Consider the following 26,131-nt stretch of genomic DNA (forward strand, 5'->3'; position numbering starts at 1 on the left):
CGTCTCAGGAGAGTCGTGAATGAACGATTTTGTCTTGCCCGCCGCGCAGTTCGCCCTCGGCGGTGAGGCGGCTGCCGGGTTGACGATTCAGCCCGTGATTCTCGCGGGCGGCTCGGGCACGCGGCTCTGGCCACTTTCGCGCGAGTGCTATCCGAAGCAGTTGATCGGGCTGATCGGCGAAGACTCGTTGCTCGAAGCCACCTTGAAACGGCTCGATGGCGTATTCAGCGCCACTGGCGAGGCGCTGGGTGTTCGCGACCTGACGCAGGCGGCGCCGCTCGTCGTCTGCGGCGAGGATTTGCGCCCGCAGACCGCCGAGCAGCTGTCGCGAAACGGCCGCACGGTGCGCATGCTGCTCGAGCCGGTCGCGCGCAATACCGCCCCGGCACTGACGGTGGCGGCGCTTGCCACGCGAGCCGCCGCTGCCGCGGGTGACGATCCCATCATCATCGCTTTGCCCGCCGATCATGTGATTGCCGATCAGCGGGCCTTTACCGCCGCATTGACGCGGGCCGCCGCCCATGCAGCGAATGGCGCAATCGTCACACTAGGCGTGCCGCCGCAGCATGCGGAAACCGGCTATGGCTACATCCGTACCGGCGCGCTGCTCGACCGGCACGGCGCGCGCTCAATTGAACGCTTTGTCGAAAAGCCCGATCAGGAACTGGCCGAATACTATGTTGCCTCGGGCGAGTACTGGTGGAATAGCGGCATGTTCGTCGTACGCGCGTCTGTGTGGCTCGCGGCTATTGCCCATTGCCGTCCCGCCGTCGCGGCAGCCTGCACGGACGCCGTGGAGCGCGCCTCGACCGAGCGCGACGGTACGCTCCACCTGGACCGCACCGCGTGGTCTGCGTGCCCCTCCGACTCGATCGACTATGCCGTGATGGAGCGCATCGGCACCGATGCCCGTCTGCCCGGCGTCGTCGTTCCGCTGGTTGCCGGCTGGTCCGACGTCGGCGCGTGGGATGCCGTCTGGCAAGCCTCGAACAAAGACCTCGACGGCAACGTCGCGCGCGGCCGGGTCATGTTCGAAAGCTCCACCGACAGCTTCGCGCATTCGGATGGCCGGCTGGTGGCCTGCGTCGGCGTAACGGGCGTGGTCGTGGTCGAAACGGCCGATGCGGTGCTGGTCGTCGCGAAGGATCGTGTGCAGGACGTCAGGGCCATTGTCAGTCGTCTGAAAGCAGAACACGGCCCGGAAGTCCACGAACACCGCAAGGTCCAACGGCCGTGGGGCTTTTACGATTCGATCGATCGCGGCGAACGCTTCCAGGTGAAGCGCATCGTGGTGCAACCCGGTGGCCGCCTGTCGCTGCAGATGCATCATCACCGCGCGGAGCACTGGGTGGTAGTGCGCGGCACGGCGCGCGTCACGCGCGGTGACGAGTGTTTCCTGCTGTCGGAGAATCAGTCGGCCTACATTCCGCTTGGCGTGACGCACCGGCTCGAGAACCCGGGCAAGACACCGCTCGAAATCATCGAGGTGCAGTCGGGCGGCTATCTCGGCGAGGACGACATCGTGCGCTTCGACGATCAATATGGCCGTGCCGAGGAGGGTGGCGATGAACGCGAGGGTGCTTCCGGTCAGTGAGCCGTCCGTCTCTGCAGACGTGCCACCTGAGGCGGGCGGCGGCTTTGACGAGCGCAGCTTCCGGCGCGCGCTCGGGCGCTTTGCGACTGGCGTGGTGGTGATCTCGACCGGCAGCGGCGAGCACATGCATGCGATGACGGCCAACGCCTTCATGTCCGGCTCGCTCAAGCCGCCGCTGATCGTGGTCTCGGTCGGGCATAGCGCCCGCATGCATCAACGTTTGATGGAGAGCAGCCTGTTCGGCGTGAGCGTGCTCTCCGACGAGCAGGAGTCACACAGCCGCCACTTTGCCGGCGACGCTCAGGCGGCGCTCGCGCCGCGCTTTGCCGCCGTCGACGGCCTGCCCGATGTGGTCCTGCTCGAACACGCGGTGGCCCGCTTTGCCGCGCGTCTCGTCGACCGTCATCCGTGCGGCGATCACACGTTGTTCATTGGCGAGGTGCTGGTGTTCTCGCTCGATGAACACGCCCCCCTTGTCTTTTTTGGCGGACGCTACGCGTCGGTTGCTATAGACCAGTGCGAGCGCTGCTGAGCGGTTGCAACCGCGTGCAAGGCAAGTCGCGCACCGTGCGGGGCACGGCGATAAGTGCGTTGCCCGACATAATTCGTTGCGGATACGCCAATCGTCGACGTTGCGTGCGTCGTCGCACGATGCAATCTACAGACCTCGCGCACGCTTAATACGCAAGCTTCTGGGCCTGCAGGGGCCGCGCGTTACATGAACGAAACAATTCTTCAGAGGGATAACCCTGTCAGGAAGTTTCCCAACTGGCGCATCTGTATTGAAGCAAGCAACGTATCGATTAATACAACAAAACAACTACACAAAACGACACACGAGGGCCGCTTGAAATTAACAGGCTACGCGGGGGGATCACCCGCTTCGGGGAGAGTGTCATGGAACAGGGAAACAAGGATCGTTCGTTGGTCAGCAAGGTGATGGACGGGCTCGTCACGGGCATCGTCGAAGAGAAGTATGGCGCCGTGCTGCCACCGCAGGATGTGTTGTCCAAAGAGTTCGACGTGAGTCGAACGGTAATGCGCGAAGCGCTGTCGATGCTGCTTGCGCGCGACATGCTCGATGTGCGGCCGAAGATCGGCACGCGTATCAGGCCGATGCGCGACTGGCGGATGATCGACGAGGATGTGGTGAGTTGGCGCTTTCGTGCGAAGCCCGATCCGCTGTTCCTGCGCGACGTGATCGAATTTCGCATCCTGATCGAACCGCGGGCGTGCGCCCAGGCGGCCGCGCGCGGCAGCGCGGCCGACGTTGCGGCGATTCGCGATGCGTTCGACGCGTTCCGCTCGATCAGGCCGGGCGAGCCCGGCTACCAGGCTGCCGACGAGCTGCTGCATACGCGGATCGTCGTGGCGAGCGGCAATCAGTTCTTCCAGCAGATGGCGGCGATCATTCGGGGCGCGCTGGCGGCCGTCAATCCGATCGTAATGACCAAGGCGGGCGCCTGGGAGGCCGTGGTGGCGAACCATGGGCGAGTGGTGGAGGCGATCGAGCGGCACGATCCGGCGGCCGCGGAAGCGGCTTCGCTTGCGCTGATCGATTACACCGCGGAAGAGATGGGCAACACGTTTGCGATCGAGCGGCCGGTGCATGGTTGAGCGTGCTTGCGTTCGAGACTGGCATCGCCATGGGCGGGCGCACGACGGTGTGCCGACCTGAGCGACAATGATGCTTCGTCTCAACCGCATCGGAAACCGAACGTTCAATGAACCATTCCCTGGAAGCCGCCCCTGCGGGGGGCGCGCTCGAACAAGCCGTCTCTTCTGACCTTACCGTAATTCGCTGGGGCATTGTCGGCACCGGCCGCATTGCGCGCCGGTTTGCGCAGGGTCTCGCGCACGTACCCGCCGCGCGCCTCACCGCCGTGTGGTCGCGCCGTGCCGAACCGGCCGCGGCCTTCGCGCAGGAATTCGGCGGCACGGTGTGCGAGAGCTTCGCGGCGCTGCTGGCGAGCGGCATCGACGCGCTCTACATCGCCACGCTGCAGGACAGCCACGTCGACTATGCGATCGCCGCGCTCGAAGCGGGCCTCCACGTGCTGTGCGAGAAGCCGGCTACCATCAACGCGGCCCAGCTCGAACGCGTGCTGGCGGTGGCCCGTCGCTCGCAACGGCTGTTCATGGAGGCAATGAAGCCGCCGTTCTATCCGCTTTATCGAGCGTTGCGTGCGCACCTCGATGCCGATCCGATCGGACCCATTGGGCTCGTGCGAGCCGGCTGTTCGGCGGCGAACGTGCCGCCGGATCACCCTTCGTTTTCCTTCGAACACGCTGGCGGCGCGCTGCTCGATATCGGCATCTACGAGATCTTTCTGGCCGTCGACTGGCTCGGTGCGCCGCTCGAGGTGCAGACCTTGGGGCGCCTCGGGCCGACCGGCGTCGATACCTTTGCGAGCCTCAATAGCCAGCATGAGCATGGCATCGCGCAACTGTTCTGCGGACTCGATCTGCACGGCAAAGGCGATGCGCTGCTGCTCGCGCCCGGTGGCCACGTGACGATCCATGAGAACTGGTGGAACCCGGCCCGCGCAACGGTCCGCTATGCCGATGGGCGCGCGGTCGAACTGGACGTGCCGTTCGAAGGCGGCGGCCTCAACTACGAGACCGCACACTTCTGCGACCTGATCCGTGCCGGGCAACTGGAGAGCCCGGTGATGCCGCATGCGAAATCCTTGCAGATGATCAGGATGAGCGATGCGGCGCGGGCGGCGCTGGGGCTTCGTTTCGCGGGGGAGTGAGGCGAAGGCAGGGCTGGCGGCATAAGCGGCAGAGAAGCGCTCGCGGGACGAGGCACGTAAGCGCCTGGAGGCGCGCACCGAGCCGCCGGGCCGCCCCCCTGCGTGCCGCAGTGGTACGATTTGCGCGGGCGCGCCGCAGTGGCGCCGCCAAAGCTTTCGATTACCTTCCGCCGGAGCCGTCTGCGATGCGCATGCTTGGAAAACTATGGCGCGACAACAAGAGTCTTGTCGCGTTTCTCGTGCTGATGGTGCTGTTCCGCAGCGCCATCGCCGACTGGAACGTCGTGCCGAGCGGCTCGATGCTGCCGACCATTCGCGAAGGCGACCGCATCCTCGTCGACAAGATGGCCTACGATCTGCGCGTGCCGCTCACCCACATCGCGATTGCGCATCTGCATGACCCGCAGCGTGGCGACATTGTCACGATCGATTCGTCGGCCGCCCATGAACTGATCGTCAAGCGGCTGATCGGCCTGCCTGGCGACCGCGTGGCGATGCGCGATAACGTGCTGTATGTGAACGGGGTGCGCGCTGACTATCAGCCGCTCAAATTCGGCCCGTTGCCGGGCGATGCAGCAACTCCAGGCGACTATCTGACCGAGCGTTTCGACGGTGTCGAGCATACGGTGCGGCTCTCGCCCGAGTCGCCGAGTCCGCGCAATTCGTTTGGGCCGGTGATCGTGCCGCCGGGCCAATACCTGATGCTCGGCGACAATCGCGACAACAGTGCGGACTCGCGCTACTTCGGCTTTTTCCCGCGTGGCGAGCTGATGGGGCGCACGCGCCGCGTCGCGTTCTCGCTGGACCCGGATCGCTACTACGAGCCGCGCTTTAGCCGCTTCGGCGCCCGGCTCGATGCGCCGCTGGCGGCGCGTTAAGCAGCGCTGCGCAAGGCGGCCATGCTTGAGCGTGAGTGCAAGCGCTCATGCTGGCCCGGCCACCGGATCGCCGGCCGCCGGATCGCCGGCCGCCGGATCATGGCCGGCCGTCACGCGGCTCAGTGCCGCGTGGGCAGCGCAAGACGCTGTTCGTACCAGTGCTGGATCCATTCGAGCACCTGGCACAGCACCCAGTAAATCGCCGCAGCTGTGAGGTACAGCGGCAGTGGCTGATAGGTCGAGGCAATCACTTCCTGCGCGCTTCTCAGCAACTCGGTCACCGTGATCACCGACACCAGTGAGGTGTCCTTGATGAGGCTGATCAGACTGTTCGAGAGGCTCGGCACGGCAATGCGCAACGCTTGCGGCGCGATCACAAAACGCAAGGTCTGGCGCCGCGACAGGCCAAGGCTATAGGCGGCCAGCCACTGGCCACTATGCACGCCGAGGATCGCGCCGCGCATGCTCTCCGACAGATAAGCCGCGACGTTCGCCGACAGCGCGATCACGCCGGCAGGCGTCGGATCGAGCGAGATGCCGAGACTCGGCAAGCCGTAATAGATCACGAAGATCTGCACCAGCAGCGGCGTGCCGCGCATGAGGCTCACATAGATGCGCGCGATCCAGTTCAACACGCGGTTGTGGCTGATCCCCATCACGGCGAGTACGCTGGCTGCCAGCAATCCGAAGATCATCGACAAGACCGCGAACTTGACCGTCAGGACAGCGCCCTGAGCGAGCACCGGAAGCGATTGGACGAGCAGGGAAGTGGTGGACATGGGCGGTGAGTGTTATGCGCAACAAAGCGCACATGATAAACGGGTCGTGGCGCGGGGAGGCAATTGCGCGCATGCGAGAGCAGCGCGGCCTGGCGCGTCTACAAAGAAAAAAGCGCCATCGCGAGGATGCCGCCCTGTGTCCCACGCCGGGTCTTTCAGCCGGCGCGATCAGTTCGCGATGGGCTTGGTCACGTCGATGCCGAACCACTTGTCGGAGATCTTCGCGAAGGTGCCGTCGGCTTCGAGCTGGGTCATCGCATCGTCGATCGCCTTGGCGAACTTCGGATTGCCCTTCTTGAACGGAATGCCCGACGGCGTGCCGGTGCCGACCATCGCGCCGGTGCGCAGCGGCAGCGGCGAGGTCTTCAGCAGATAGGCAAGCATCAGACGGTCGTTGAGCGCGGCGTCCAGACGCCCGGCGGCGAGATCCGCCAGGTACTCGGGCGCGCCCGGATACGTCTTGACGTCGATGCCCGGCACCGACTTAGCCATGTCCATATAGTTCGTTCCGAGACCCACGCCGAGTTTCTTGCCCTTCAGGTCTTCGAGCGACTTGAACTGGCGCGTGTCGTCCTTACGCTGGATCAGTTGCGCAGCGGAGAAGGTGTAGCCGGGCGAGAAATCGAGCACCTGCTTGCGGGCATCGGTGATACCGACCTGGTTGACGATCACGTCGAACTTGCCTGCCTGCAGACCCGCGATGATGCCGCTCCACTCGGTGGTCACGAACACCGGCTTCACGCCGAGCTTCGCCGCGACCGCCTTGGCGATATCCACGTCGAAGCCGACCAGCTCACCGGAGGGCGCCTTCGAGTTGAACGGCGGGAACGTGCCTTCGAGGCCGATGCGCAAGGTGCCGCTTTGCTTGACCTGATCGAGCAGGTCTTCCGCGTGGGCAGCCGTGGCCGTGAACGAGGCGCCAATCAGACCCGCCACCAGGATTTTTTTCAGCAAGCCAAATTTCATCGTGTTCCTTTATTCGTGCTTATTGCCCGGGGAGGGCAGTTTTAACAGCGGAAAGGATAACAAAACAGACTATCAGTACTTAAATACCGTTTGTTTATGCCTATATAACCTGGATTAGCCTTGGCCGGACAGGCATCCCCTCAGTTTACGCCAGCGCCTGAGCGCATTCGGCCACCAGCGCCGGGCCGCGATAGATGAAGCCGGTATAGAGCTGCACCAGAGCCGCACCGGCGGCGAGCTTGGCACGCGCGTCCTCGCCGGAGAAGATGCCGCCGACGCCGATGATCGGCACCGTATCGCCAACCTCGGCGCGCAGCTTGCGGATCACTTCATTGGACGCGTTGAACACCGGTTTGCCCGACAGGCCGCCGGTTTCCTCGGCGTGCGGCAGCCCCGTGACGGCGGCGCGCGAGAGCGTCGTATTGGTGGCGATGACGCCTTCGAAGCGATGGCGCAGCAGCGTATCGGCGATCGACTTGATCTGCTCGTCGTCGAGGTCCGGGGCGATCTTCAGCGCGAGCGGCACCAGCTTGCCGTGCAGGTCGGCGAGGCGCTGCTGCTTGTCCTTGAGCGCGGCGAGCAGGGCATCGAGTTCGCCGGCGCCCTGCAACTGGCGCAGGTTCTTGGTATTCGGCGACGAGATGTTGACCGTCACGTAGCTCGCGAACGGATAGACGCGCTCGAGACAGTACAGATAGTCTTCGGCGGCGCGCTCGATCGGCGTGTCGGCGTTCTTGCCGATATTCAGGCCGAGCGTGCCGCGATAGCGCGCGGCCTGCACGTTCTTGACGAACTGGTCGACCCCGGCGTTGTTGAAGCCCATGCGGTTGATCACGCCACCGGCCTCGGGCAGGCGGAACATGCGTGGCCGCGGATTGCCCGGCTGGGCGCGCGGCGTCACCGTGCCCACCTCGATGAAGCCGAAGCCGAGCGCGGCCAGCCCGTCGATGCACGCGCCGTCCTTGTCCAGCCCCGCGGCGAGCCCCACCGGGTTGCGGAAGGTCAGCCCCATCACGGTGCGCGGCGCGTCGGGCACACGCGGCGCAAGCGCGCCCGCGATGCCGGTGCGGCCGGCCGCGCCGAGCAGGCGCAACGTCAGGTGGTGAGCGTCTTCCGCGTCCATGCGAAAGAGTTGGGCGCGTACGAGCGGGTAGAGGGAACTGAACACGGGACGAAAGCCGTCGGCTTAAAAATGGTAACCCGCCATTTTACCGGCTTTAACGAGACGGCAGGGAGCGCGGCAGGCCTGGGGGTCGTGACGTGTGCGGCGCTGGGCGTTTTTCTCGCCGTGTGCGCTCAGCGTTGCAGCCGGACCGGGCCGCGCCGGCCCTGGATGGCTGCGTCGACCGGCGGCAGCTCGGGGTTATGCGGATCGAGCGTTTGCCACGTGCCTTCGATCAGGCCTTCCAGCGGGCGGAAATTGGCCTTGTAGGCCATTTTCTGGCTCTCGCGGATCCAGTAGCCGAGGTAGACGTAGGGCAGCCGCAGGCTGCGCGCCTGTTCGATCTGCCAGTAGATGTTGTAGGTGCCGAAGCTGCTGTGCGCCAGATCCGGCTCGAAGAAGGTGTAGACCGACGAGAGCCCGTCGCCGAGGATGTCGATCATGCTGATCATGCGCAGCAGGCCGGGAGCGTCCGGGTGTTCGGCGAGCGGCTCGCGGAATTCGACGAGGCGCGAGTTGATCCGGCTTTGCAGCAGAAACTGTTCGTACTGGTCGCGGCTGTCGCGATCCATGCCGCCGCCGGCGTGGCGCGCCGACTGGTAGCGCATATAGAGCGCGTAGTGTTCTTCGTCGTAGTGCAGCGGGGCGACCGTGGCGACGAGGCCGCCATGCTTTTTCCATACCTTGCGTTGCGTGCGGTTGGGCTGAAACAGGTCGACCGGCACGCGCACCGGAACGCAGGCCCGGCAGCCGTCGCAATACGGGCGGTAGGTGAACACACCCGAGCGCCGGAAGCCGGCCTTGACGAGGTCGGTGTAGACGTCGGAGTTGATCAGATGGCTTGGCGTGGCGACTTGCGAGCGTGCCACGCGCCCCTCCAGATAGCTGCAGGGGTACGGCGCCGTTGCATAGAATTGCAGCGCGGAAAGAGGTGAAAGCGGCAGCTCGTTGGGGTGCGTCACGTTGGCAGCTCTCGAAGCGTCTTTGGGTCTTTCAAACCGGTTTCAATGGCAGCGCGCCCCGGTGTGGCCGTTTCATCGTCCGTGCCGGACCGGGCATTAGTGACAAGTATATTGCGGAGCGTGCCGGTTTGTTTCCTCGGGTGAGACCTGATGGCATAAAAAGCTTGGGCTTTCGTGACGCGGTGACGACAAAGGGCATATTGAGAACGTGCGCTATGGGCGGGAATTGGCCGATTGGCTATCTTCTCGACGGGGTGAAACAGGGTCAGTATCATCATGAGCGCATCTTCGGTGAGCGCTGGGTTTGGGGCGGGAGGGGCGCCGGGCCCTGGATTTCGTACAAGTTCCAAGAGAGGCAATGTGATCGTGGCAGCTATAACGGCAGGTGCTGCGTCGGTGGTAGAGGCAGCGGGCTGTGCTAGCGAAGCCGCGACGACGACGGCGATTTTCGGCGACTGGTTCGGCTGGGTCGGCTCAAACGTGCTCGTTGGGGCGCTGGCGCCGCTGCTGGTCATCACCGTGATTCACTGGGCGAGGAAGGCGGGGCGGACGAACGCCAACGTCGAGTACTTCGATGCTTACCGAGGCGGGGCGCTCGGCTTTATCGCGCTCGGCTGGATCGCTGGAGCCGTGGCCGAAGTAGTCAAGGCGGTGACGAGTGGGCAGCCAAGACTGTGGCACGTCTGGATGTTGATGTTATTGGGTGTAGTCGCCATAGTCGCGGCACTTGCCGCAGGGGTTGGCACGATTCCTTTGGTGACGACTACCGCGCAGCAGCAGCCGAATCCGCAAGCCGTTGCGCAGCAGACGTCACTTATCCCCACGAGGCATGCGCCGACCCCGGAGGATGTCTTCGTGTGCAAGTGTTCGGCCGCGGTTTGTGTGATAGCATTTTTGACGGCTGCAGGTGTGCATTACGCCACCAGTTGACGGAGAGAATATGGATTTTCTACCCACTGAAACCCGCAGGACCATTAGCCTGGTCGAAGCGCAAGCTAATCAGCGCATGCTCGTGACGAGCGCAAAGGTGTCTGTGATCGGCTCATTGCTCGCTGCGATCGCGATGGCAGTGTTGATTTTGCACGTCAAGTGACCGCGATTTCACCCCTCTAAAAACCCGCGCGTGCGGGTTTTTTTGCGCCTCGGGTTTCAACGCCGACCCGTGCTCGCCTCGAGACCTGTCATGTCATGAACCCGCCGCGGCGGATTTCGACAGGACCTCCTCCAGCACCGTCTTGTCGAAGCGCCAGGGGATCGGCTCCGCATCGACAGTCGAGCGGACATGCGCAATGAACGCTTTGCGCGCTATTTCGTGACCACCCAGCGAAGCCAGATGCGACGTGTTCTGCTGGCAATCGATCAGCTCTACCCCGTGATGCCGCAAGTGTCCGACCAGCGCGGAGAGCGCCATTTTCGACGCATCGGTCACCTCGGCAAACATCGATTCGCCGAAAAACATCCGCCCGAACGACACGCCGTACAGACCACCCACGCGCTTGCCCTCGAACCAGGTTTCGATGCTGTGGGCATCGCCCGTGCGATGCAGCGACGAATAGGCATCCACGACGTCGGCGGTGATCCATGTGCCGCGCTGGCCGCGCCGCGGCGCCTGGGCGCAGGCGCGCATCACTGCCGCGAAATCGTGGTCGACACGGATTTCCCACGAGTCCTCGCGCAGTACCTTCTTCAAGGTTTTGCGCAACGAGGGTGAAACCTTGAATTCTGCCGGCCGCAGGATCATGCGCGGATCGGGGCTCCACCAGAGCACCGGCTGGCCGTCGGAATACCACGGGAAGATGCCGCGCCGGTAGGCGTCGATCAGGCGCGACGGCAGCAGGTCCGCGCTGGCCGCGAGCAGGCCCGGCGCGCCGCTCGCCGCGCCGAGCGCACGCTCGACGGCAGGGAACGGATCGTCGGGTCCGAGCCAGGGAACCATGCGTGTGCCGCTCAGCCTTCGCGCAGCGAACGGAAGATGTCGCCGGTGTGCAGGCCGTAGCTGCCCGCGCGGCGGTCAGCGAAGAAGAAGCGCAGTGTCTGGCCGACCGTGGGGAACGCGATGTCGTCCCACGGAATCTCGTGCTCCTCGAAGAGGCGCACTTCAAGGCTTTCCTCGCCGGCGTCGAGGTCGAGATCAAGCAGCCGCGCAAGGTAAAACAGATGCACCTGATGCACATGCGGCACATTGAGCAGCGAGAACAGGCTCTGCACCTCGACGCGTGCGCCGGCTTCCTCCAGGGTTTCGCGCGAAGCCCCTTCGGAGGTGGTCTCGCCCATTTCCATGAAGCCGGCGGGCAGGGTCCAGTAGCCGTAGCGCGGTTCGATCGCACGGCGGCATAGCAGCACCTTGTCGTCCCAGACCGGGATTGTGCCGACCACATTGCGCGGGTTCTGATAGTGCACGGTACCGCAACTGGCGCAGACGAAGCGCTCGCGATTGTCGCCCGGAGGAATGCTCAGGCTGACCACGTGGCCGCAGACAGAACAGAATTTCATAGGAAGGGGACGAAGAGTGGTGATAGGAGTTTATCACCAGGGCGAGCTTTCAAGACGGGAGCGTGCGCGGCAGACCTAAGCTGCAGGTGGCGAGGGGGCGAAAACCTGGCCGAATGGCTAATTCGACGCAAGCGCTTAGCAACGCGATGGCAATTGCGTTAGGATTGCTACTCTATTCACCCGTTCCGGTGAATGCATTTGGGACACAGTGGGAGCAAGACATCATGCGCGAGAAAAACATCTTCTATCGGCTTCGGATTGTTACCGGTTGCGCGGCGGTCGGTGGGCTTACAGCTAGCATTTTCTTCGGCTGGATCGACCGGTCAGTGGACATGCATACGGTGGGCGCCGTGATTGGCGCGGGAGCGGCATCGCTCAAAGTGTTTAATATCGTCTGAGCGCGTCTCGTTGAGTTGGCATGTCTCTTTTCGGACTACAGATTGATGGGAGTTGAGTTGATGACTTTTCCTACTTGATTGCGGTTGCGTGGTCATGGGCGCGCTATATCAAACGCGTGCACATGCCCGCTCGGCGTTCGGCTCGATCGGTACATCCCATGCGAGCCTTTTTCTGCCGGACAACGGCGATGGACTTTACCAACGGCGTCTGCATTTTTCCGCTGTGTGGATTGGGGGTGTCGCTGTTTTCAGATCAGTTGCTGTACGCGCTGCTGTCAGGTAACCGCTTGATTCTGAGTACAGCAGGAGTCATGGCGCTGTTCTCGATGGCGGAGGATTTTTAGTGGGCACGCGCCGGGACGTAGCGCCAGGCGGAGGTAAAGATGGGAAGAGAGGTACAAGCGACAAGCAAGCGAGGGGCGCAAACAAAAAAGGCCTGCCGGTTAGGCAAGCCCTTGATGTTTTTCGACGTGAGCTATTTGATTAGCTGCTTGGTTGCGGGGGTAGGATTTGAACCTACGACCTTCGGGTTATGAGCCCGACGAGCTGCCAGACTGCTCCACCCCGCGTCCGTCGAAGAAAAGATTATAGGACAAACCGCTGGACCGTGCAATACCTTTTTAAGAACAGACTTCAAGAAATAGGTGATGGCGCGTCCAGGCGGCTCTGCGTCGGTGCTGCGCTAGAATCCGCTTTCCATCTGCTGCGTCGCCACTCATTGGATCTGCTGGATATACGTTGGGATCCGACGAGTCGCGCAGGCGCATCCTTCTCTTGTTCTTCTCCCGCCCATGGACATCGCTCACGATCTGCAGTCGGTTCTTGCTCAGGAAAACACCCTCGTGTTCCCCCATTTCGACGCCGACCGTGCGTGGCAGGTCGGCGCCTATCTGCACGAGCTTGGCAAAGCGCGCGGCCTCGCCCTTGCCATCGACGTGCGTACCTTCGGTCAGCCGCTCTTCTTCAGCATGCTCGCCGGCGCGACACCCGATAACGCCGATTGGGCGCGTCGCAAGGGGAATGTGGTCGCGCATTTCCGGCGCAGTTCTTATGCGATCGGTTTGCGCATGCAGCAGGCGGGCAGCACGCTCGCCGAAAAGCATGGCTTGCCGCTCAATGAATACGCCTCGCATGGCGGGGCGTTTCCATTGACGGTCGCGGGCGCCGGCGTGATCGGTTCGATCACGGTGTCCGGCTTGCCGCAGCGAGCCGATCACGAGCTGGTCGTCGAGGCACTGTGTGCACACCTCGGTCACGACTACAGCAAGCTTGCGCTTGCAAAGGCCTGAACCCATGCGCGCGCCTCCTTATGCGTTGCTCGCCATCGCCATCGTCGCCGAAGTGATTGCCACCTCGGCGCTGCGCGCGGCGGAGGGTTTCTCGCGCCTGTTGCCCAGCGTGATCGTTGTGCTGGGCTATGGAGTGGCCTTCTACTGTCTTTCTCTCACGCTCAAGAGCATTCCGGTCGGCATCGTCTACGCGGTCTGGTCAGGCGCCGGCATCGTCCTGATTACGCTGGTCGCGCTTGTGCTGTACCGCCAGGTGCCGGACTGGCCTGCCATCGTCGGGCTGGGCCTGATCATTTCCGGCGTGGTCGTGCTGAATCTGTTCTCAAAGATGCAGGCGCATTGAGATAGCCCGCTTTACTTGCAACGCACGATCATCGAGCGGTTCTTCACGTTTGCCGAAACGACATTGGTGACGCTGCCGCCGGCAGCACCGCCTTGGTCGTTGTCTTTCGAAATGATCTCATAGCCGTTTGCGCCGCATGCTTGCCCGGCCTCGACGTAGCAGGAGGCCCAACTGGAACTGGCGTCGGCGCCGCTGCAGTTGACCGCAAAACCGGTCTCGCCGCTCGGCAGGTTGATCAGAGAGGTGGTATTCGACGAGGCGCACGCACCCAGCGCGGCAGCGCTCAGCGTGGCAACCAGCAGGGCAGGCATACGTGCGCTGATCGGCGGGAGACCGGGCGCTGCTGCTGCGGCACGGGAGCGGAAAATCGAGTGAAAGCGTCGCGTAAGATGCTTCATGGTGTGACCTCTCGAGACAGATTGCGATAGCGGCGGCGTCGGCTTATGGCGGGCTGGCGCCATTCGGTCGACGTTCAGTCCTGAAGCGGTTCGACACTCGAACCAATTCAAGGTGCCGAAAGATCGCGAGCGTTTGTTGAGGATGGGACGCTACTAGAGCGGTGCGGATGAAGAATACGCCGCGCCATGCCGTGCCGCGCCGTGCCGCGCCGTGCGAGGCGAGGCGCGGCGAGCACCCAGTCGCGGGCTGCCGCGAACAAGGGTGCCGCTTGCGCCGTGGCGAGCTGTCAGTCTCAGGCTGTGGCTGCGGACTGGGATTTCCGGTTGCTTCTCGACAGTCCGGATCGACGCAGCAACGAGCGGCCCAGCGTGATCCCCGGCTTTTCAATGAATCTGAAAGTCATTGACGACAGGCCGGTGACCAGCAGCGCTGCCAGCAATACGACACACCAGTATTGTGTTGCAGACTCAAGCGCGAAAGCCCTCAGCCAGGCGTTTGCAAAGATAAAGTGCAAGCATATGCCATGGGTGAGGTAAATGCTGTAGCTGATCGTCCCGAGGCGTTGCGCAGCCCGCGTCTTCAATAGTCCGAACAGGTCGCAGCCATTCATGATCAGGAAAAACAGGGCCGCTAGCAGGATGCTTTGAATCACAAGGTGGGCGGCCACAACGCCGAAGTAAACGACAAGCATCAGTCCCGCCGCAGCAATCGACTGCATGCTGGCGGAGCCGGTTCGCCTGAGGGGGTATTCAGGTGACGCCGCAAAGATCATACCAATGCTGAATAACAGAAAATATAGTGCGCCTGAGAATACGTGGAACAACAAGAGGGACGCGGATGCGATGAGGATTCCGACCGGGAAAATAGGGCGTAGCTTTCTGGAAAAGGCAAGCAATGAGGTCGCCGCAAGCGAAAAATAAAAATACCATTCCCATTGAAGTGTCCAGACCATGCCGAACATGACCGGTGGGCCGCCGTACCCGTTGATCCAGACGTTTGCCCCCAGTCCGAGGAGCATCCAGTTGCATACTTCTTTGATAAGCTGCAGCGCAGTCACGTTCAGGTGCGGTCCGGTTACCGTCAGAACGATCAGGAACATGACGCCAGCGACAAAATAGTACAAAGGCGCGATGCGGAACAGCCGGGCGGTATAGAGCGACAGCAGATATCGTCCATATTCTCCGCGGGTTTTGATGTTGTCGCCCGCCGCTATGGCTTTTCCCCAGAAAAGGTAGGCGGTAATGATGAAAAACAGCGCAACGCCGATATTGCCGAGTTGATTGAAAAACACACTCGGCCCCGCTCCCCATTGATCATGTAACAGGTAAGCATGGTACGCGGTCGCGTGGGCAAAAAAGACGCCCAGTGCAAGGAACCCGCGCAAGCCGTCGATTGTGTGCGAGCGGGCATCCGTTTTCGCGGCGGGCTCGTCAAGAAACGTGAAGTGGCGAGATGAAAAGAGCCACAGGAGCACAGCGAGGACTGGTATGACGTACCACGGCCCGTGGATTTCGGCGTCAATCAACTCTGAGCCCATGCGATTCCCCTTTTGATCTACCCCGGATTGCCTGGAAACGAGAAATTCATGATTGCGCCATAGCGGCTTCTTAGCGAGGCGAATTCTTCGTTGATGTATCTGGAGCAATCCGTTCGTTTCTTGAAATCAATAAGATAACGTTGCTGGAAAAAATGATCAGGATTGTAATAACTCTGATCGAGAATGATTCCATCGGTTGTGAAGCATAGGACGTAATCTCCGAATCGCGACGAGAGTGGCTGGACCGGTTCGATGACCCCTATCACGTCTTTGTCGACAATCAGCTTTCCTCTGTCCACAACGAAGTAGTCCAGCTTGAGATTGTCGATGAAATCGCGTCCTCGGTCGGCTCGCATTGCCTGGTAATAGGAATACGGTCCTACCAGGCCCTCCGTATGGATGAAGCGGTAGTCGTTTCCAAGGAAAAAGCCAAACGATCCCGCGCGGTCGCCCATTGCAAAAAATGATCCTGGCTTGATATTTTGCGTACGTAAATAGGAGACGAGCTGGACGTTCTCGCGCGCAGCAGTGGGGTGTTGCTGAGGGGCATCCGTAAATTGAGTTAGCGTCGCAATTCTGTGAAATGCAAAGCCGAGCGACGGCTTTGATAAATATATGAGTGCTACGCCAATTATAAAAAATGAAAGAATGGATGTGCTGGGAGTTGCTGTGCAGTGGGTTTTTATGATAAATACTGCTTCAAGAATAAGATAGTACGTCAGGAGCAGGATGGGCCAATAGTACCATCCCCAGACGGACCATCCGGAGTTGATCGAATAATATGCTGCGCACATCAGGGCGGCGACTAGCGTGATGGTGATCTCTTTGAGATATCTGAGCTGAAACGATTTTATTTTAAAAAAGAGGTAGGCGAGAATTCCAGCAATAATAGGAATTGCACCTTTGATGGATGAAAAATAAGTTGCTCCCGTCGCGAGATTTTCGCCCTTTACGTTGCCAATCGCTTTCGCCAGTCCGGATACAGGGACGGCCGTTCCGAAGTAATGGAGGTTGAATGCGCAATAAAGCAGGATTGGCGGAACGATTATAATGTATTTTCTAAAATCTATTTTCTTGTTCTTGATGAGATCGAATATATCGCTGGCAACGATCAGGGATAGCGCGTCGAGTCGGGCAAAGAACAGGGCAGATCCGAACACTCCTTTCCAGCGCCATTTCCTTGTGTTCATGTAAAGAATGAAGAGAAATGGAATCATCGTGGTTTCCATTCCAACTGCCATCACGTGAAAGAACAGCGCTGTGCAGGTGACTGCGGGGAAGACTGTGCCGTATCGAATTTTCGACGCGAGGCAGAACAGCAGAATGAATACAAATGACAGTGTATAGATCTGCACGACCATGGCCTTGCTGGCCGTACCAAACAGCAAGGCTGAGCCCGATAGCAGGACGATCCACAATGGCTGATACCCATTTGTTTCGAACGGGGGCAGAAAAGAGCTGCTGCCATGGTCGACCAGGTTCCTGGCGATTCCCAGGTAGTAGTATGCGTCGTCAACGATAATGTCCACCCAGGCGAGAGGCGGGAACTTGTCTATCACCACCAGTCCAGCCACAAGAATTGCCAGCACCCCGATGACTGACGCAAGATCGATGGCTTCGATCGATCTTGCGATGTATTTAGCCGGTAGCTTCATGTTCTGATTCGGTCGGTATCCGTAACGGGATTGCGCGCGCCAGCTCCCGCCCCGGAGCGAGGAGCGCGATCGCTAGCGAGTCGATCATCCGCGGCAGCACGGTGCTCCGGGCACAGGAGCATGCCGCAATCCTCGTATCGCCACCGAAGCGTCAAAGCAAATGGCACGATGAAATGCATTGCAGCCAATCTTAGGTTAGCGGTCCCTCGTCCATTGTTCGCCCGGTAACACACGCGGATTGAATGGGGAGTGAGTAAGCGCCGGGGGACGCCTGGCAACGCCCCGCCAGGGAACCGCGCCATGCGGAGTCGCGCAGAGGTCTGCAGCCAATGTGGGGGGGCGAACAAACCTTCGGGGCGATCTCGACTACATTGATTCGCAATATCCAGGGCCGGCGCGTAAGCGACCGATGTTCTGGTTTTGTGGTTGCTTGTCTCAAAGAGGCGAATCATGAACTATATCGGCCGCGAACACCTGCTTGATGCGCCTCTATTGCGGGAGCGGCGTTCGGAGCTGTCAGCCTCTGCCGAAACTCGAATCGCTTCGTTACCGATTGCGAAGGACGATTCCGCAGGCACTCCGCTGCTGTCGCTCGTCGTACCTTTCTATGACGAAGAGGAGATGATCGGACAGTTTTTCGATGCCACGCTACCAGTGCTGGAGGCACTTGAGAATCTGCGCTTCGAGGTGGTTTGTGTGAATGACGGAAGTCGCGATAGCACGTTGCGCAGGCTGCTAGCGCGATCGGATGCCGATGGCCGCATCCGGGTGATCGACCTGACCCGCAACTTCGGCAAAGAGGCTGCATTATCCGCGGGCCTGGATGAAGCGACCGGCGACATCCTCATTCCATTCGACGCCGACTTGCAAGACCCGCCCAATGTCATCACGAGGCTCGTCGAAAAATGGCGAGAGGGCAACGACGTCGTGCTGGCGAGACGAAGCAACCGCGATTCGGATTCCTATCTGAAGCGGCGAACCGCAGCACTGTTTTACCGCATGCACAATGCTGTTTGCGATACCCACATCCCTGAGAACGTCGGAGACTTTCGGCTGATCACACGTGAGGTCGCCGATGCATTGAGAAGCTTGCCTGAAACACGACGTTTCATGAAAGGCCTGTTCGCCTGGGTCGGTTATCGAACGGCGGTGGTGGACTACGTTCGCGAGCCGCGCGCTGCCGGCAAGACCAAGTTTTCGGGGTGGAAGTTATGGAACTTCGCCCTGGAAGGATTCACGAGTTTCAGTACGCTGCCGCTGCGCGTCTGGACCTATATCGGTAGCGCCGTTGCTTTCACCGCCTTCCTCTACGCGGCGTTTCTTATTGCGCGAACCCTGATTCAAGGCGTCGCGGTGCCGGGCTACGCGTCCATTCTGACGGTTGTGCTGTTGCTGGGCGGCGTGCAACTGATCGGCATCGGCGTGCTTGGCGAGTATATCGGGCGTATCTACGCCGAATCCAAAAAGCGCCCTGTGTATCTGGTCAAAGATCGTTACCAGAACGCCGGTGCGAGCAATGCCTGAAGCGTGGCTGGCCGCAAGGTGTATCGCCTATGCCGGGGGGATCGGGGCATAGGCTCTGCGGGGCACTGGGGCTCAACCGCAGCTCGCTAACTGACCTGTTTGGCCAATCCGGCCTGGACGTTCATGCAGCGGCGCAGTCCCACTAGCGCCGAACGGTAGGGGCCACTCGGCCCGCGCTGGATGTCAGTCAGTCTCTACCCGCCTGTGCAAACTTCTCTTTCCACGCCATTGCCACCAGTTCCAGGTAGGTCCGCTCCCTGATCTGAATGGCCCACTTTCCCCTGGAGAGCGGCAACTCAATGAACGGCACGTCGTGAACCGGTTCAGACGTCGCGCCATCCGTGCTCGTTCCTTTGGCGTCGAGAAATGGCGTGTAAAACTGATTCACTCGGATGACACCGGCAGATTCGCAGCTCGCGTCGATCTCGAGTGTGCGGAAATAAGCCGTCTGCGAGACTGGCTGGAACGTGCAGCCTCCCATGCCTTCGACCAGGGCGCGCCGCGCAGGGAGAATAGAGCCGGCCTTGACCGCCAGTATGTTAGGGGTAGCCGCAAGCTGGCCCTGGTAGCGGGCTGGAAAGTACTCGCCGCCCGCATCGGGTCCAGGCCCGGTTGAGGGTATTTCATGACGAAGTTCGCCAAGCGGGATGACGGTAAAGACCCGCTCCAGGTGCAATAAGAGTCCCCCGGTATTCAGGACGGTGACAGTGAGGAGGCCGATTTGCATGTAACGCTTTGCCGTTGGGGGCAGTTGCTCGATCATCCCCGCAAAGGCCACGAAAATCATCGGCGTCGTAATGGACAGGAGTCGCCAGGGGAACTGCACGAAATCGAGTAAATCGGTGGATCTCCACAGCGGTGCAGCGAGGCGAGTCATCAGCAGAAGAAGGATGAATGCACTCAAGCCCAAGGTGATCACCAGCGTCGCACGGCGATCCTTCCTATACCAGCATTGGAGTGCCAGTCCAAGCAACAATGCAGAGACGGGCCAGGCGAACCATGATCCAGGGTTCGGCGAAAAAATGCGTAGAGGCGCGACGGCGTTTTCAGCCGGCAAGCCGTGCAAGCGGGCTTGGGCGGGACAAAAATAGGCGCCCCAGGTGGCGAACGGAACATAGATCAGGACGCCGAACGTCAGCAGCGCACCACCGGCGACTGCCAGCAGGACCATCCCTCGTGCCGGCGACTTCCACAGCAGGTAAAGCGCGAAGATGAGCAACATGCCCGTCGCTGCGAGGAATGTGACGAGATGAGCGAGCGCAAGCAAGATTAGCAGCATCAGTAGTTTGACGGCCGGCCATGTCTTTGCTTCCAGCTTGAGCAGGTCGATGGTGAGCGAGATTCCAAGAGGAATCAGGGCCATTGCCGAATACTCGGCTACTGCGCCGCGTTCTGCCAGGCAAACAAGCGCATAGGGCGACACAACGCATGCGATGGCGATGACGATGCGTGAGCTCCGGTCGGCGTCAAGTTGTGCCGCGCATCGGTAAATGCCGTAAAACATAACGGTCGAGAAAGCGAGGATGGCGAGGCGAAATCCAGTGACAACGTCGCCTGTCGCAAGCGTCAGTGCAGCCGCCACCAGATTGAATAGCTTGTGGTAAAAAAACGGGACCGGCGAGCCAAAACCATTTGCATCGCCCGGGGTCCAGACCGGAAACAGGTCGCCTGCTTTCAGGGCATTTGCCCATATTTCGACGTGCGAAAACGAAATATAGGTATCGTGGCCGTCAAGAAAGGGGCCAAGCATTATCCCGGCGCAGTAGGCGAGCAGAAGCACGCCCGCGAAACTGGCGGCAGCATTGGGACTGACGAAGGTGCGCTTTAGCGTGCGCGCGGCTGTCGCAGTCATTTTTCGGCAAACAACGTGATCCGGGTTCCGGCGAAATCAACCGACGATACAGGTTCTCCGCGCTCCCGGTACAGTTCGCTATTGACGACATTCAGCTTGGCGTCGGGACCGCTCCAGTCGCCGACAAACCACACCTTCCGGTGTTGGGAGAGCATGCGGGCGATCTCGCCGCGGTCGCTTTCGATAGCGGCCGGCGCTCCTTTGTTACTGCCCAGATAAGGACGCGCCATGGCGACCGCAGGATACTTCGCCGGCACCGTAGCGATTTCGAGCGGCGTGGGCAAGGCGCGCGTGTAGTAATTCAGTCCGACTTCCAGTTCGTTCGGATAGACCAGCACGAGGTCGCCCGGCTGATAGTTTGACGCCAGATAATGCACCGCTCCGCGGAGATCCTGGGTGTTGGACCTGAAATACGCCACGTCTTGTCCGACACAGAGGATGACCAGAACCGCCAGCACGGCAAGCCTGATCTTCTCCATTTTTCCAGGCAGAAACAGGCCGAAGGCCACCAGAAACAGAAAGACCGGCGCCATCCATTCAAATGTGCGGACCACAAAAATTGGCGTGAACAGATACGAGACAATAAAAATGGACAGCACTGGAATAAACAATATGGCAGCCGCATATAACGCAAATGGTTTGCGCGTTTTGTAGAGCTGGAGCCACCCGAGCGCTGCGACGACAATGGCCGGAACAAATGCGAATTTTCCGCCAGCCGCCAATGTGTATGGCCAGGTGATCATCTTGGGCGAAATAGTGACCCAGAACGATGCTGCAACGGTCCTGGATTCAATGAGCAGGATTGGAATGCAGGGGCTCCAGACGAGCAGGGCCACTAGCAGGCCTTTTGCTGCCAGCATCAGGTCGTGGCGCTTATAGGCAGAAAACAGGCTGATTGCTGCGAAAATTCCCAGCCAGTTTCCAAATATGATGAATGGGCTGGTGTTATGCAGCCACAGGGTTGCGCCCGCAAAGATGCCCGAAGCGATATACAGCCCTCTCGCTCCATGTATTTCGGGTTTGTCACGTTTTTCCAGCAACATTCGTTGCAACAGAATCACTGACATCAATATCATCAGCGTACAGAATAGCGTTTGCAGCGCGTATGCGCGCGCCTGTTGCGCATATTCAATACTTCCCTGGTTTAGTGCGAGGAGCAGGCTTGCGACAATGCCAATCCGGTCGTAACGCTTGCCAAATCCTGATAGTCGCGGCGCGTATCCGGTGATGGCCACGGTCATCAGACTTGCCACGGCAGACAGCGAGCGCATGCCTGCCTCGGACGTTCCCGCCATCATCGTCCAGATTTTTAGCAGGGAGTAGTAAAACGGCGGATGAGTTTCGTAAAGCGGCGTCTTCGTCCACAAATCCCACCATGAAAGGCTGGAAAACCAGTAGCTATATGCTTCGTCCATCCAGACCGAGCGGCCTGACAGCGTGGGTAAGCGAAACAGAAAGGCTAGCAGCACGATCACACCGATCGCCGCCGGCAACCAGTCGACCGTTTTCGTTGTTTCGTTGAACCCGCCGCGCGTCACCTTGCGTCCGAAGCCCGTTTCGTTTCTATTGTTGTCATCCGCATGTTTCTTTGCGGTTGTTTCTGTTGATTCAACGTGCATCATGTCGGGAACCCCGTGCGGATGTGTGCGACGCAGCGCGGCGCCGGTTTCTGTCCGGTGCTGTACGACGGAGGGCGTTCCGGCCGGTGCGGCGGGATAGCGACTCTATAATAAGGCATCCTCATTTATTGGCCGTCCGCTTGATGTGAATCGACATCGTCCGGCCTGCCATGGCGCGGCGCGAGTGAGCCGATCGGCCCGGCTGCGCGTGACTGCACCGCGCTCATAGCGGATCGCCCGACGGGTGCTTTGATGACGAATTCTGCCAGCCGCCAGGCGCAAAGTTTGTGCGTCTCCGCACCCACCCGGGCGCGCGACCGGTGCCCGTCCCAGCGACGCCGGAGCCGCCAATGCTGTACCGCAGCAAGGCCGTTGAGTGGGCTACGGTGACGAGCGCTGGACCTCAATGTCCCGGCGCGAGTACCATAAACCGCCTATTCACTCCCAAAGCGAAGTTTGAGGGGTACTTTTCAACGGATTCTTCTGATGAGGCGACCATGGAAATTCGGTTTCCCGCGGACGCACCCGCTTACCGCGATTCCAATCTGACTGTCGTATTCCGCGCGCTGGTAGATGGCGAAGCGGTGCCATGCGCGATCTCGGTCGAAGCGCTCGAGGACCATTTCGGCGCACGCTCCGAAGATCGTGAAGGCTGGATGCGTGCGTTCGACGCGGGGCGCGGACACATCGAAGCGGTGGCGCGCGAGCATCTGCAGATCAGCAAGGGCACGCCCGTGCTGCTGAAGAGCGGGCACTTTCCGCCGGGCAACGTAGAGGACGTGTAAGGGGGGCGGGGCTGTACCCGGCAAGCCGCCGCCGGACGCACACACACGCGGCACGCTGCCGCATCAGGCGGCTACCTTCAGCGCATCTTTGGCCGCCTCGAATGCGAGGCGAATCCCTTCCTCATACGAAGTCTTCCTGATGGGCCCGATCAACCCTTGCAACGCGCTGTCGTCGAGCACGAACGGCTCGCTCATCAGGTAATTCATCTCGACCATTTCGCGCAGTATCGGATTGAACAGGCCGAGCACACGCAGCATCGGCTTGCCGACGACCATCAGCCTCGGTTCGCGACCGGCTAGCGCGTACGCTTTGGCGGCCACCTCGCGCTGGGTGATCGTGCCGGCGCCGGCAAGGTGCAACCAGCGGCCGTAGGCCTGCGGCGTGCGAGTGAGCGTCTCCACTACCGGGCCGACATCCGGCACGAACACGAATTCATGCGGCACGTCGATCGGGCCGATCATCTGGGCACGCGTGCCACGCGCCGCGCCCTCGAAGACGCCGTTCAGAAAGCTGCGTTCGATGCGCGGGCCGTAGAAGTCGGGCAGGCGCAGCACGAGCGTGGAGAGTCCGTCGCGGCCATGCGCGTCGAGCACCAGATTCTCCTGGGCGAGCCGCATGCGGCCTTTGAAGGTATGCGGTTCGCGCGGATGCGTTTCCGTGACCGGATTGCTGCGCGCGTGGCCATAGGGGTAGACGGTGCCGATCAGGATCAGGCGTTCGACGCCGGCCGCGCGCAAGCCGGCCAGCGTTTTTTCCATCAAGGGTGGATGCGTTTCGAACTGGTTGTAGGGCACACCGACCAGATACACGGCGGTCTGCAAGCCTCGCGCCGCCGCCGCAATCGAAGCCGGCTCATCGGGATTCCACGTGGCGATCTCCGCACGCGGATCCTGGCTGAAGGCCGCTTGCAGCGCACTGTGCGAGCGCCCGATGACCCGGTAATCGCGGCCGGCGGCGCCGAGCGCGCCCGCAATGCTTTGCCCGATAGCCCCGGCAGCACCGAACAGGCCGACTTTTCCTGCGTTCTCCATGACAACTCCTTGAAAGCGTGACTGACCGGCAGGGACCGGTCAGTGACTGAATGAAATTTTATGAACATCGTTTAGTGAATGGTGTTCAGTTTAATTTGACTTTTCAGTTTGTCAACCGGAAAATGCGTCACATGGGAATAACTGAACGTAAGACTCGCCAGAAGCAGGCGCTGCGCGAACGCATCCTCGATGCGGCGCGGCGTATCGTGATTCGCGAAGGCTTTGCTGCGCTATCGATGCGCAAGATTGCCGACGCCATCGAATATTCACCGGCCACGCTGTATCTGCACTTCGAGAGCCGGGACGAGATCGCGCGCGCGCTCTGCGCGGAGGGCTACGCGCAACTGCTTGCCAGCTTCGAGCCGCTCGCGCAGATCGCCGACCCGGCCGAGCGCCTCAAGGGGCTGGCTCGCGCGTATATCGCCTTTGGTGTTGCGCATCCGCAGACCTACCGCCTGATCTTCATGGAAGATCCGACCTACATGAGCGCGGCGCTCGGTAGCGGGGGACATGGGGACACAGGCGCCGCCAAGGGGGGCACTAATGAGGCAGGCACGCAGCTCATCAATCCTGCTGAGGGCGACGACTCCAGCGACGCAGCGATGCGTTTGATGGTCGGCTCGCTCGAAGAGCTGCGAGCGGCCGGGCGTCTGCCGGCCTCGGCGGATGGCGCGGTCTGGGCGCAGGCCTTGTGGGCGACGATGCATGGCATCGTGGCGCTCAATCTGACCTGTCCGGTGTTCCCGACAGCTCCGCTGGATAGCGTCATCGACGCCGCGCTGGAAGCGTGGTTCGGCGCCCGCGCGCCCGCGTCCGCAGTGGCCGATGCCACCACCGGCACCACCGCAAGCACGCGGCCCGCGCGTGCGCGCCGCCCGGCTGCGAAGCCGAAAACCGCCGGCGCGTGATAACGTTCATCCTCCAACCGACCCTTGCTTCTTCAACCGCTAAGCCATGTCTACTTCTGAAGCATCTGCTGTCAGTAACGAAGTCACCACCTACATCGCCAATCGCATCGGTTTTATCGAACTGGAGCGCCCGCAAGCCTTGAACGCGCTGTCGACCGGCATGATCCGGGCGATGCTTGCCGCGCTCGAGGCCTGGCGCGAAGATCCTGGTGTACTCGCGGTGGTGGTGCGCAGCGCGCATCCGCGCGCGTTCTGCGCGGGCGGCGATGTCCGCTTCCTGTACGAGACGGTTCAGCGCGGCGACGACGTGGCGCGCGATACGTTCTTTATCGAGGAATACCGTCTCGATCACGTCATCTTCACTTACCCGAAGCCCTACATCGCCTTGATGAACGGCGTCGTGATGGGCGGCGGCATGGGGATTTCGCAAGGCGCCCACCGTACGGGCGGCTTGCGTGTGGTCACCGGCTCGACCCGTATGGCGATGCCGGAGACGCGCATCGGGCTTTTCCCCGATGTCGGCGCGGGCTGGTTCCTTGCGCGCACGCCGGGCGCCCTCGGCCGCTATCTGGCCGTAACCGGCCAGACCATCGGCCCGGCTGACGCACTCTACGCGGGGCTGGCCGACGTCTATATCGACGACGAAGCGTTGCCCGCGCTGGTCGACACCCTGTGTAAAGAGGTGTTCGAGCATGGCGCGGACGTGGTGGCGTGCGTGGAGCGCGAAACGGCTGCCTACAAGGTCGCGCCGACCCCCGACACCTCGGTGCTGGCGAGCACGCGTTCGTTCATCGACGGGCATTTTGCACTGCCGGATATCGCGCAGATTCTGGCTTCGCTGGAGGCGGAACAGGGCGGCTGCGAGGCCGCCGAATGGGCCGAGCAGACGATCGGCGTGCTGCGCGAGCGCTCGCCGCTGTCGATGGCCGTTTCGCTGGAGGTGGTGACGCGCGCGGAGGGGGCGATGGCGGATTGTCTGCGCCGCGATCTGGATCTGACGCGTTCGAGCTTTGAGCAGGGCGACGTGGTCGAAGGGATCCGCGCCCGCATCATCGACAAGGACAACGCGCCGCGCTGGCGCTTTGCCCGTATTGAAGACGTTAGCGCCGACGACGTCGCGCGGATGTTCGAAAGCCCCTGGTCGGCGGCAGAGCATCCGCTTGCGGATCTGCAGGGTTAAAGCACCGCATCGCCGAAGGG

The 26,131-nt window shown here is 61.3% G+C and carries 27 protein-coding genes and 1 tRNA gene; 15 read left to right on the forward strand and 13 right to left on the reverse strand.

Features of this window, described 5'->3' with window-relative positions; translation table 11 throughout:
* Window positions 1-19: 19 nt before the first annotated feature.
* The 5 genes from BLQ92_RS24980 (at window position 20) to lepB (ending at window position 5,228) form a co-directional block, all read left to right on the forward strand.
* Complete coding sequence (locus tag BLQ92_RS24980) at window positions 20-1,594, forward strand: mannose-1-phosphate guanylyltransferase/mannose-6-phosphate isomerase (RefSeq protein ID WP_090687689.1); 1,575 nt, start codon at window positions 20-22, stop codon at window positions 1,592-1,594.
* Complete coding sequence (locus BLQ92_RS24985) at window positions 1,566-2,126, forward strand: flavin reductase family protein (protein ID WP_090687692.1); 561 nt, start codon at window positions 1,566-1,568, stop codon at window positions 2,124-2,126. Before BLQ92_RS24980 ends, BLQ92_RS24985 begins: the two co-directional genes overlap by 29 nt.
* A gap of 365 nt (window positions 2,127-2,491) precedes the next feature.
* Entirely contained in the window at window positions 2,492-3,211 is a 720-nt protein-coding gene (locus BLQ92_RS24990) for a FadR/GntR family transcriptional regulator (protein ID WP_090687696.1), read from the forward strand.
* Window positions 3,212-3,318: 107 nt separating this feature from the next.
* Window positions 3,319-4,350 (forward strand): Gfo/Idh/MocA family protein, encoded by a 1,032-nt coding sequence (locus BLQ92_RS24995; protein WP_090687701.1) that lies wholly within the window; start codon window positions 3,319-3,321, stop codon window positions 4,348-4,350.
* Between the two features lie 185 nt (window positions 4,351-4,535).
* Window positions 4,536-5,228, forward strand: coding sequence for a signal peptidase I (gene lepB, locus BLQ92_RS25000; RefSeq protein ID WP_090687705.1), 693 nt, complete (start codon window positions 4,536-4,538; stop codon window positions 5,226-5,228).
* Between the two features lie 119 nt (window positions 5,229-5,347).
* Here lepB and BLQ92_RS25005 read toward each other — a convergent pair whose 3' ends face one another.
* The 4 genes from BLQ92_RS25005 to BLQ92_RS25020 all read right to left on the reverse strand — a co-directional run bounded on the left by BLQ92_RS25005 (window position 5,348) and on the right by BLQ92_RS25020 (window position 9,097).
* Window positions 5,348-6,007 carry an amino acid ABC transporter permease gene (locus BLQ92_RS25005; RefSeq protein ID WP_090687708.1) on the reverse strand — a complete coding sequence of 220 codons (660 nt, stop codon included), beginning with the start codon at window positions 6,005-6,007 and terminating at the stop codon, window positions 5,348-5,350.
* 168 nt (window positions 6,008-6,175) lie between these two features.
* Window positions 6,176-6,973: a cystine ABC transporter substrate-binding protein gene (locus tag BLQ92_RS25010; protein WP_090687711.1), complete on the reverse strand. Its 798-nt coding sequence runs from the start codon at window positions 6,971-6,973 to the stop codon at window positions 6,176-6,178.
* A gap of 145 nt (window positions 6,974-7,118) precedes the next feature.
* A complete protein-coding gene (locus BLQ92_RS25015; protein ID WP_090687714.1) occupies window positions 7,119-8,141 on the reverse strand; it encodes a quinone-dependent dihydroorotate dehydrogenase in 1,023 nt (340 codons plus the stop codon).
* A 128-nt stretch (window positions 8,142-8,269) separates the two neighbouring features.
* On the reverse strand, window positions 8,270-9,097 hold the full coding sequence (locus BLQ92_RS25020; protein WP_090687719.1) for an arginyltransferase: 828 nt from the start codon (window positions 9,095-9,097) through the stop codon (window positions 8,270-8,272).
* A 366-nt stretch (window positions 9,098-9,463) separates the two neighbouring features.
* Here BLQ92_RS25020 and BLQ92_RS25025 point away from each other — a divergent pair, with 366 nt between their 5' ends.
* Together BLQ92_RS25025 and BLQ92_RS40150 are read left to right on the forward strand one after the other, a co-directional pair.
* Window positions 9,464-10,027, forward strand: coding sequence for a hypothetical protein (locus BLQ92_RS25025; RefSeq protein WP_143016662.1), 564 nt, complete (start codon window positions 9,464-9,466; stop codon window positions 10,025-10,027).
* A gap of 10 nt (window positions 10,028-10,037) precedes the next feature.
* A complete protein-coding gene (locus BLQ92_RS40150; protein ID WP_175772295.1) occupies window positions 10,038-10,190 on the forward strand; it encodes a hypothetical protein in 153 nt (50 codons plus the stop codon).
* A 93-nt stretch (window positions 10,191-10,283) separates the two neighbouring features.
* On the opposite strand, the gene aat is transcribed toward BLQ92_RS40150, so the two are convergent.
* On the reverse strand, window positions 10,284-11,033 hold the full coding sequence (aat, locus tag BLQ92_RS25030; protein WP_090687728.1) for a leucyl/phenylalanyl-tRNA--protein transferase: 750 nt from the start codon (window positions 11,031-11,033) through the stop codon (window positions 10,284-10,286).
* Between the two features lie 11 nt (window positions 11,034-11,044).
* Window positions 11,045-11,590 carry an NUDIX hydrolase gene (locus BLQ92_RS25035; protein ID WP_090687731.1) on the reverse strand — a complete coding sequence of 182 codons (546 nt, stop codon included), beginning with the start codon at window positions 11,588-11,590 and terminating at the stop codon, window positions 11,045-11,047.
* 113 nt (window positions 11,591-11,703) lie between these two features.
* On the opposite strand from BLQ92_RS25035, the gene BLQ92_RS25040 reads away from it, so the two are divergent.
* Window positions 11,704-11,988 (forward strand): hypothetical protein, encoded by a 285-nt coding sequence (locus BLQ92_RS25040; RefSeq protein ID WP_090687735.1) that lies wholly within the window; start codon window positions 11,704-11,706, stop codon window positions 11,986-11,988.
* A gap of 188 nt (window positions 11,989-12,176) precedes the next feature.
* Window positions 12,177-12,332 (forward strand): hypothetical protein, encoded by a 156-nt coding sequence (locus BLQ92_RS40155; protein WP_175772294.1) that lies wholly within the window; start codon window positions 12,177-12,179, stop codon window positions 12,330-12,332.
* Window positions 12,333-12,480: 148 nt separating this feature from the next.
* Here BLQ92_RS40155 and BLQ92_RS25045 read toward each other — a convergent pair.
* Window positions 12,481-12,557, reverse strand: a tRNA-Met gene (locus BLQ92_RS25045).
* Window positions 12,558-12,779: 222 nt separating this feature from the next.
* On the opposite strand from BLQ92_RS25045, the gene BLQ92_RS25050 reads away from it, so the two are divergent.
* Window positions 12,780-13,277: a heme-degrading domain-containing protein gene (locus BLQ92_RS25050; protein WP_090687739.1), complete on the forward strand. Its 498-nt coding sequence runs from the start codon at window positions 12,780-12,782 to the stop codon at window positions 13,275-13,277.
* Window positions 13,278-13,281: 4 nt separating this feature from the next.
* Window positions 13,282-13,620, forward strand: coding sequence for a DMT family transporter (locus tag BLQ92_RS25055; RefSeq protein WP_090687742.1), 339 nt, complete (start codon window positions 13,282-13,284; stop codon window positions 13,618-13,620).
* Window positions 13,621-13,631: 11 nt separating this feature from the next.
* Here BLQ92_RS25055 and BLQ92_RS25060 read toward each other — a convergent pair whose 3' ends face one another.
* The 3 genes from BLQ92_RS25060 to BLQ92_RS25070 form a co-directional block, all read right to left on the reverse strand.
* Entirely contained in the window at window positions 13,632-14,018 is a 387-nt protein-coding gene (locus BLQ92_RS25060) for a hypothetical protein (protein WP_175772293.1), read from the reverse strand.
* A gap of 293 nt (window positions 14,019-14,311) precedes the next feature.
* The gene (locus BLQ92_RS25065; protein WP_090687746.1) at window positions 14,312-15,556 is read right to left on the reverse strand and encodes an acyltransferase family protein; all 1,245 of its coding nucleotides are present in this window, start codon (window positions 15,554-15,556) and stop codon (window positions 14,312-14,314) included.
* Between the two features lie 17 nt (window positions 15,557-15,573).
* The gene (locus BLQ92_RS25070) at window positions 15,574-17,211 is read right to left on the reverse strand and encodes a hypothetical protein (protein WP_090687751.1); all 1,638 of its coding nucleotides are present in this window, start codon (window positions 17,209-17,211) and stop codon (window positions 15,574-15,576) included.
* Between the two features lie 450 nt (window positions 17,212-17,661).
* Here BLQ92_RS25070 and BLQ92_RS25075 point away from each other — a divergent pair, with 450 nt between their 5' ends.
* The gene (locus tag BLQ92_RS25075) at window positions 17,662-18,735 is read left to right on the forward strand and encodes a glycosyltransferase family 2 protein (protein ID WP_090687753.1); all 1,074 of its coding nucleotides are present in this window, start codon (window positions 17,662-17,664) and stop codon (window positions 18,733-18,735) included.
* A gap of 187 nt (window positions 18,736-18,922) precedes the next feature.
* Here the strand turns inward: BLQ92_RS25075 and BLQ92_RS25080 are convergent, their stop codons facing one another.
* Window positions 18,923-20,587 (reverse strand): hypothetical protein, encoded by a 1,665-nt coding sequence (locus BLQ92_RS25080; RefSeq protein ID WP_090687757.1) that lies wholly within the window; start codon window positions 20,585-20,587, stop codon window positions 18,923-18,925.
* On the reverse strand, window positions 20,584-22,209 hold the full coding sequence (locus BLQ92_RS25085; protein WP_090687760.1) for a glycosyltransferase family 39 protein: 1,626 nt from the start codon (window positions 22,207-22,209) through the stop codon (window positions 20,584-20,586). The genes BLQ92_RS25080 and BLQ92_RS25085 overlap by 4 nt, the downstream gene beginning before the upstream one ends.
* Before the next feature lie 494 nt (window positions 22,210-22,703).
* On the opposite strand from BLQ92_RS25085, the gene BLQ92_RS25090 reads away from it, so the two are divergent.
* Window positions 22,704-22,991, forward strand: coding sequence for a DUF1488 family protein (locus BLQ92_RS25090; RefSeq protein ID WP_090687763.1), 288 nt, complete (start codon window positions 22,704-22,706; stop codon window positions 22,989-22,991).
* Between the two features lie 63 nt (window positions 22,992-23,054).
* On the opposite strand, the gene BLQ92_RS25095 is transcribed toward BLQ92_RS25090, so the two are convergent.
* Window positions 23,055-24,023 (reverse strand): NAD-dependent epimerase/dehydratase family protein, encoded by a 969-nt coding sequence (locus BLQ92_RS25095; RefSeq protein ID WP_090687766.1) that lies wholly within the window; start codon window positions 24,021-24,023, stop codon window positions 23,055-23,057.
* A 131-nt stretch (window positions 24,024-24,154) separates the two neighbouring features.
* On the opposite strand from BLQ92_RS25095, the gene BLQ92_RS25100 reads away from it, so the two are divergent.
* Together BLQ92_RS25100 and BLQ92_RS25105 are read left to right on the forward strand one after the other, a co-directional pair.
* Window positions 24,155-24,931, forward strand: a complete 777-nt coding sequence (locus BLQ92_RS25100) for a TetR/AcrR family transcriptional regulator (RefSeq protein WP_090687770.1) — start codon at window positions 24,155-24,157, stop codon at window positions 24,929-24,931.
* Between the two features lie 46 nt (window positions 24,932-24,977).
* Window positions 24,978-26,111, forward strand: a complete 1,134-nt coding sequence (locus tag BLQ92_RS25105) for an enoyl-CoA hydratase/isomerase family protein (RefSeq protein WP_090687773.1) — start codon at window positions 24,978-24,980, stop codon at window positions 26,109-26,111.
* The last annotated feature ends 20 nt before the right edge of the window (window positions 26,112-26,131 follow it).

This window comes from Paraburkholderia phenazinium, assembly GCF_900100735.1.
GTDB lineage: Bacteria > Pseudomonadota > Gammaproteobacteria > Burkholderiales > Burkholderiaceae > Paraburkholderia > Paraburkholderia phenazinia.

Coding starts and splice junctions, on each gene's coding strand:
- BLQ92_RS40155 (WP_175772294.1), top strand. CDS start 12,177: ATGGACTTTACCAACGGCGTCTGCATTTTTCCGCTGTGTGGATTGGGG.
- BLQ92_RS25010 (WP_090687711.1), bottom strand. CDS start 6,973: ATGAAATTTGGCTTGCTGAAAAAAATCCTGGTGGCGGGTCTGATTGGC.
- BLQ92_RS25035 (WP_090687731.1), bottom strand. CDS start 11,590: ATGAAATTCTGTTCTGTCTGCGGCCACGTGGTCAGCCTGAGCATTCCT.
- BLQ92_RS24980 (WP_090687689.1), top strand. CDS start 20: ATGAACGATTTTGTCTTGCCCGCCGCGCAGTTCGCCCTCGGCGGTGAG.
- BLQ92_RS25070 (WP_090687751.1), bottom strand. CDS start 17,211: ATGAAGCTACCGGCTAAATACATCGCAAGATCGATCGAAGCCATCGAT.
- BLQ92_RS25085 (WP_090687760.1), bottom strand. CDS start 22,209: ATGATGCACGTTGAATCAACAGAAACAACCGCAAAGAAACATGCGGAT.
- BLQ92_RS24985 (WP_090687692.1), top strand. CDS start 1,566: ATGAACGCGAGGGTGCTTCCGGTCAGTGAGCCGTCCGTCTCTGCAGAC.
- aat (WP_090687728.1), bottom strand. CDS start 11,033: ATGGTTCCCTGGCTCGGACCCGACGATCCGTTCCCTGCCGTCGAGCGT.
- BLQ92_RS25100 (WP_090687770.1), top strand. CDS start 24,155: ATGGGAATAACTGAACGTAAGACTCGCCAGAAGCAGGCGCTGCGCGAA.
- BLQ92_RS40150 (WP_175772295.1), top strand. CDS start 10,038: ATGGATTTTCTACCCACTGAAACCCGCAGGACCATTAGCCTGGTCGAA.
- BLQ92_RS25090 (WP_090687763.1), top strand. CDS start 22,704: ATGGAAATTCGGTTTCCCGCGGACGCACCCGCTTACCGCGATTCCAAT.
- BLQ92_RS24990 (WP_090687696.1), top strand. CDS start 2,492: ATGGAACAGGGAAACAAGGATCGTTCGTTGGTCAGCAAGGTGATGGAC.
- BLQ92_RS25055 (WP_090687742.1), top strand. CDS start 13,282: ATGCGCGCGCCTCCTTATGCGTTGCTCGCCATCGCCATCGTCGCCGAA.
- BLQ92_RS25065 (WP_090687746.1), bottom strand. CDS start 15,556: ATGGGCTCAGAGTTGATTGACGCCGAAATCCACGGGCCGTGGTACGTC.
- BLQ92_RS25005 (WP_090687708.1), bottom strand. CDS start 6,007: ATGTCCACCACTTCCCTGCTCGTCCAATCGCTTCCGGTGCTCGCTCAG.
- lepB (WP_090687705.1), top strand. CDS start 4,536: ATGCGCATGCTTGGAAAACTATGGCGCGACAACAAGAGTCTTGTCGCG.
- BLQ92_RS25095 (WP_090687766.1), bottom strand. CDS start 24,023: ATGGAGAACGCAGGAAAAGTCGGCCTGTTCGGTGCTGCCGGGGCTATC.
- BLQ92_RS25060 (WP_175772293.1), bottom strand. CDS start 14,018: ATGAAGCATCTTACGCGACGCTTTCACTCGATTTTCCGCTCCCGTGCC.
- BLQ92_RS25050 (WP_090687739.1), top strand. CDS start 12,780: ATGGACATCGCTCACGATCTGCAGTCGGTTCTTGCTCAGGAAAACACC.
- BLQ92_RS24995 (WP_090687701.1), top strand. CDS start 3,319: ATGAACCATTCCCTGGAAGCCGCCCCTGCGGGGGGCGCGCTCGAACAA.
- BLQ92_RS25105 (WP_090687773.1), top strand. CDS start 24,978: ATGTCTACTTCTGAAGCATCTGCTGTCAGTAACGAAGTCACCACCTAC.
- BLQ92_RS25075 (WP_090687753.1), top strand. CDS start 17,662: ATGAACTATATCGGCCGCGAACACCTGCTTGATGCGCCTCTATTGCGG.
- BLQ92_RS25080 (WP_090687757.1), bottom strand. CDS start 20,587: ATGACTGCGACAGCCGCGCGCACGCTAAAGCGCACCTTCGTCAGTCCC.
- BLQ92_RS25040 (WP_090687735.1), top strand. CDS start 11,704: ATGGCTAATTCGACGCAAGCGCTTAGCAACGCGATGGCAATTGCGTTA.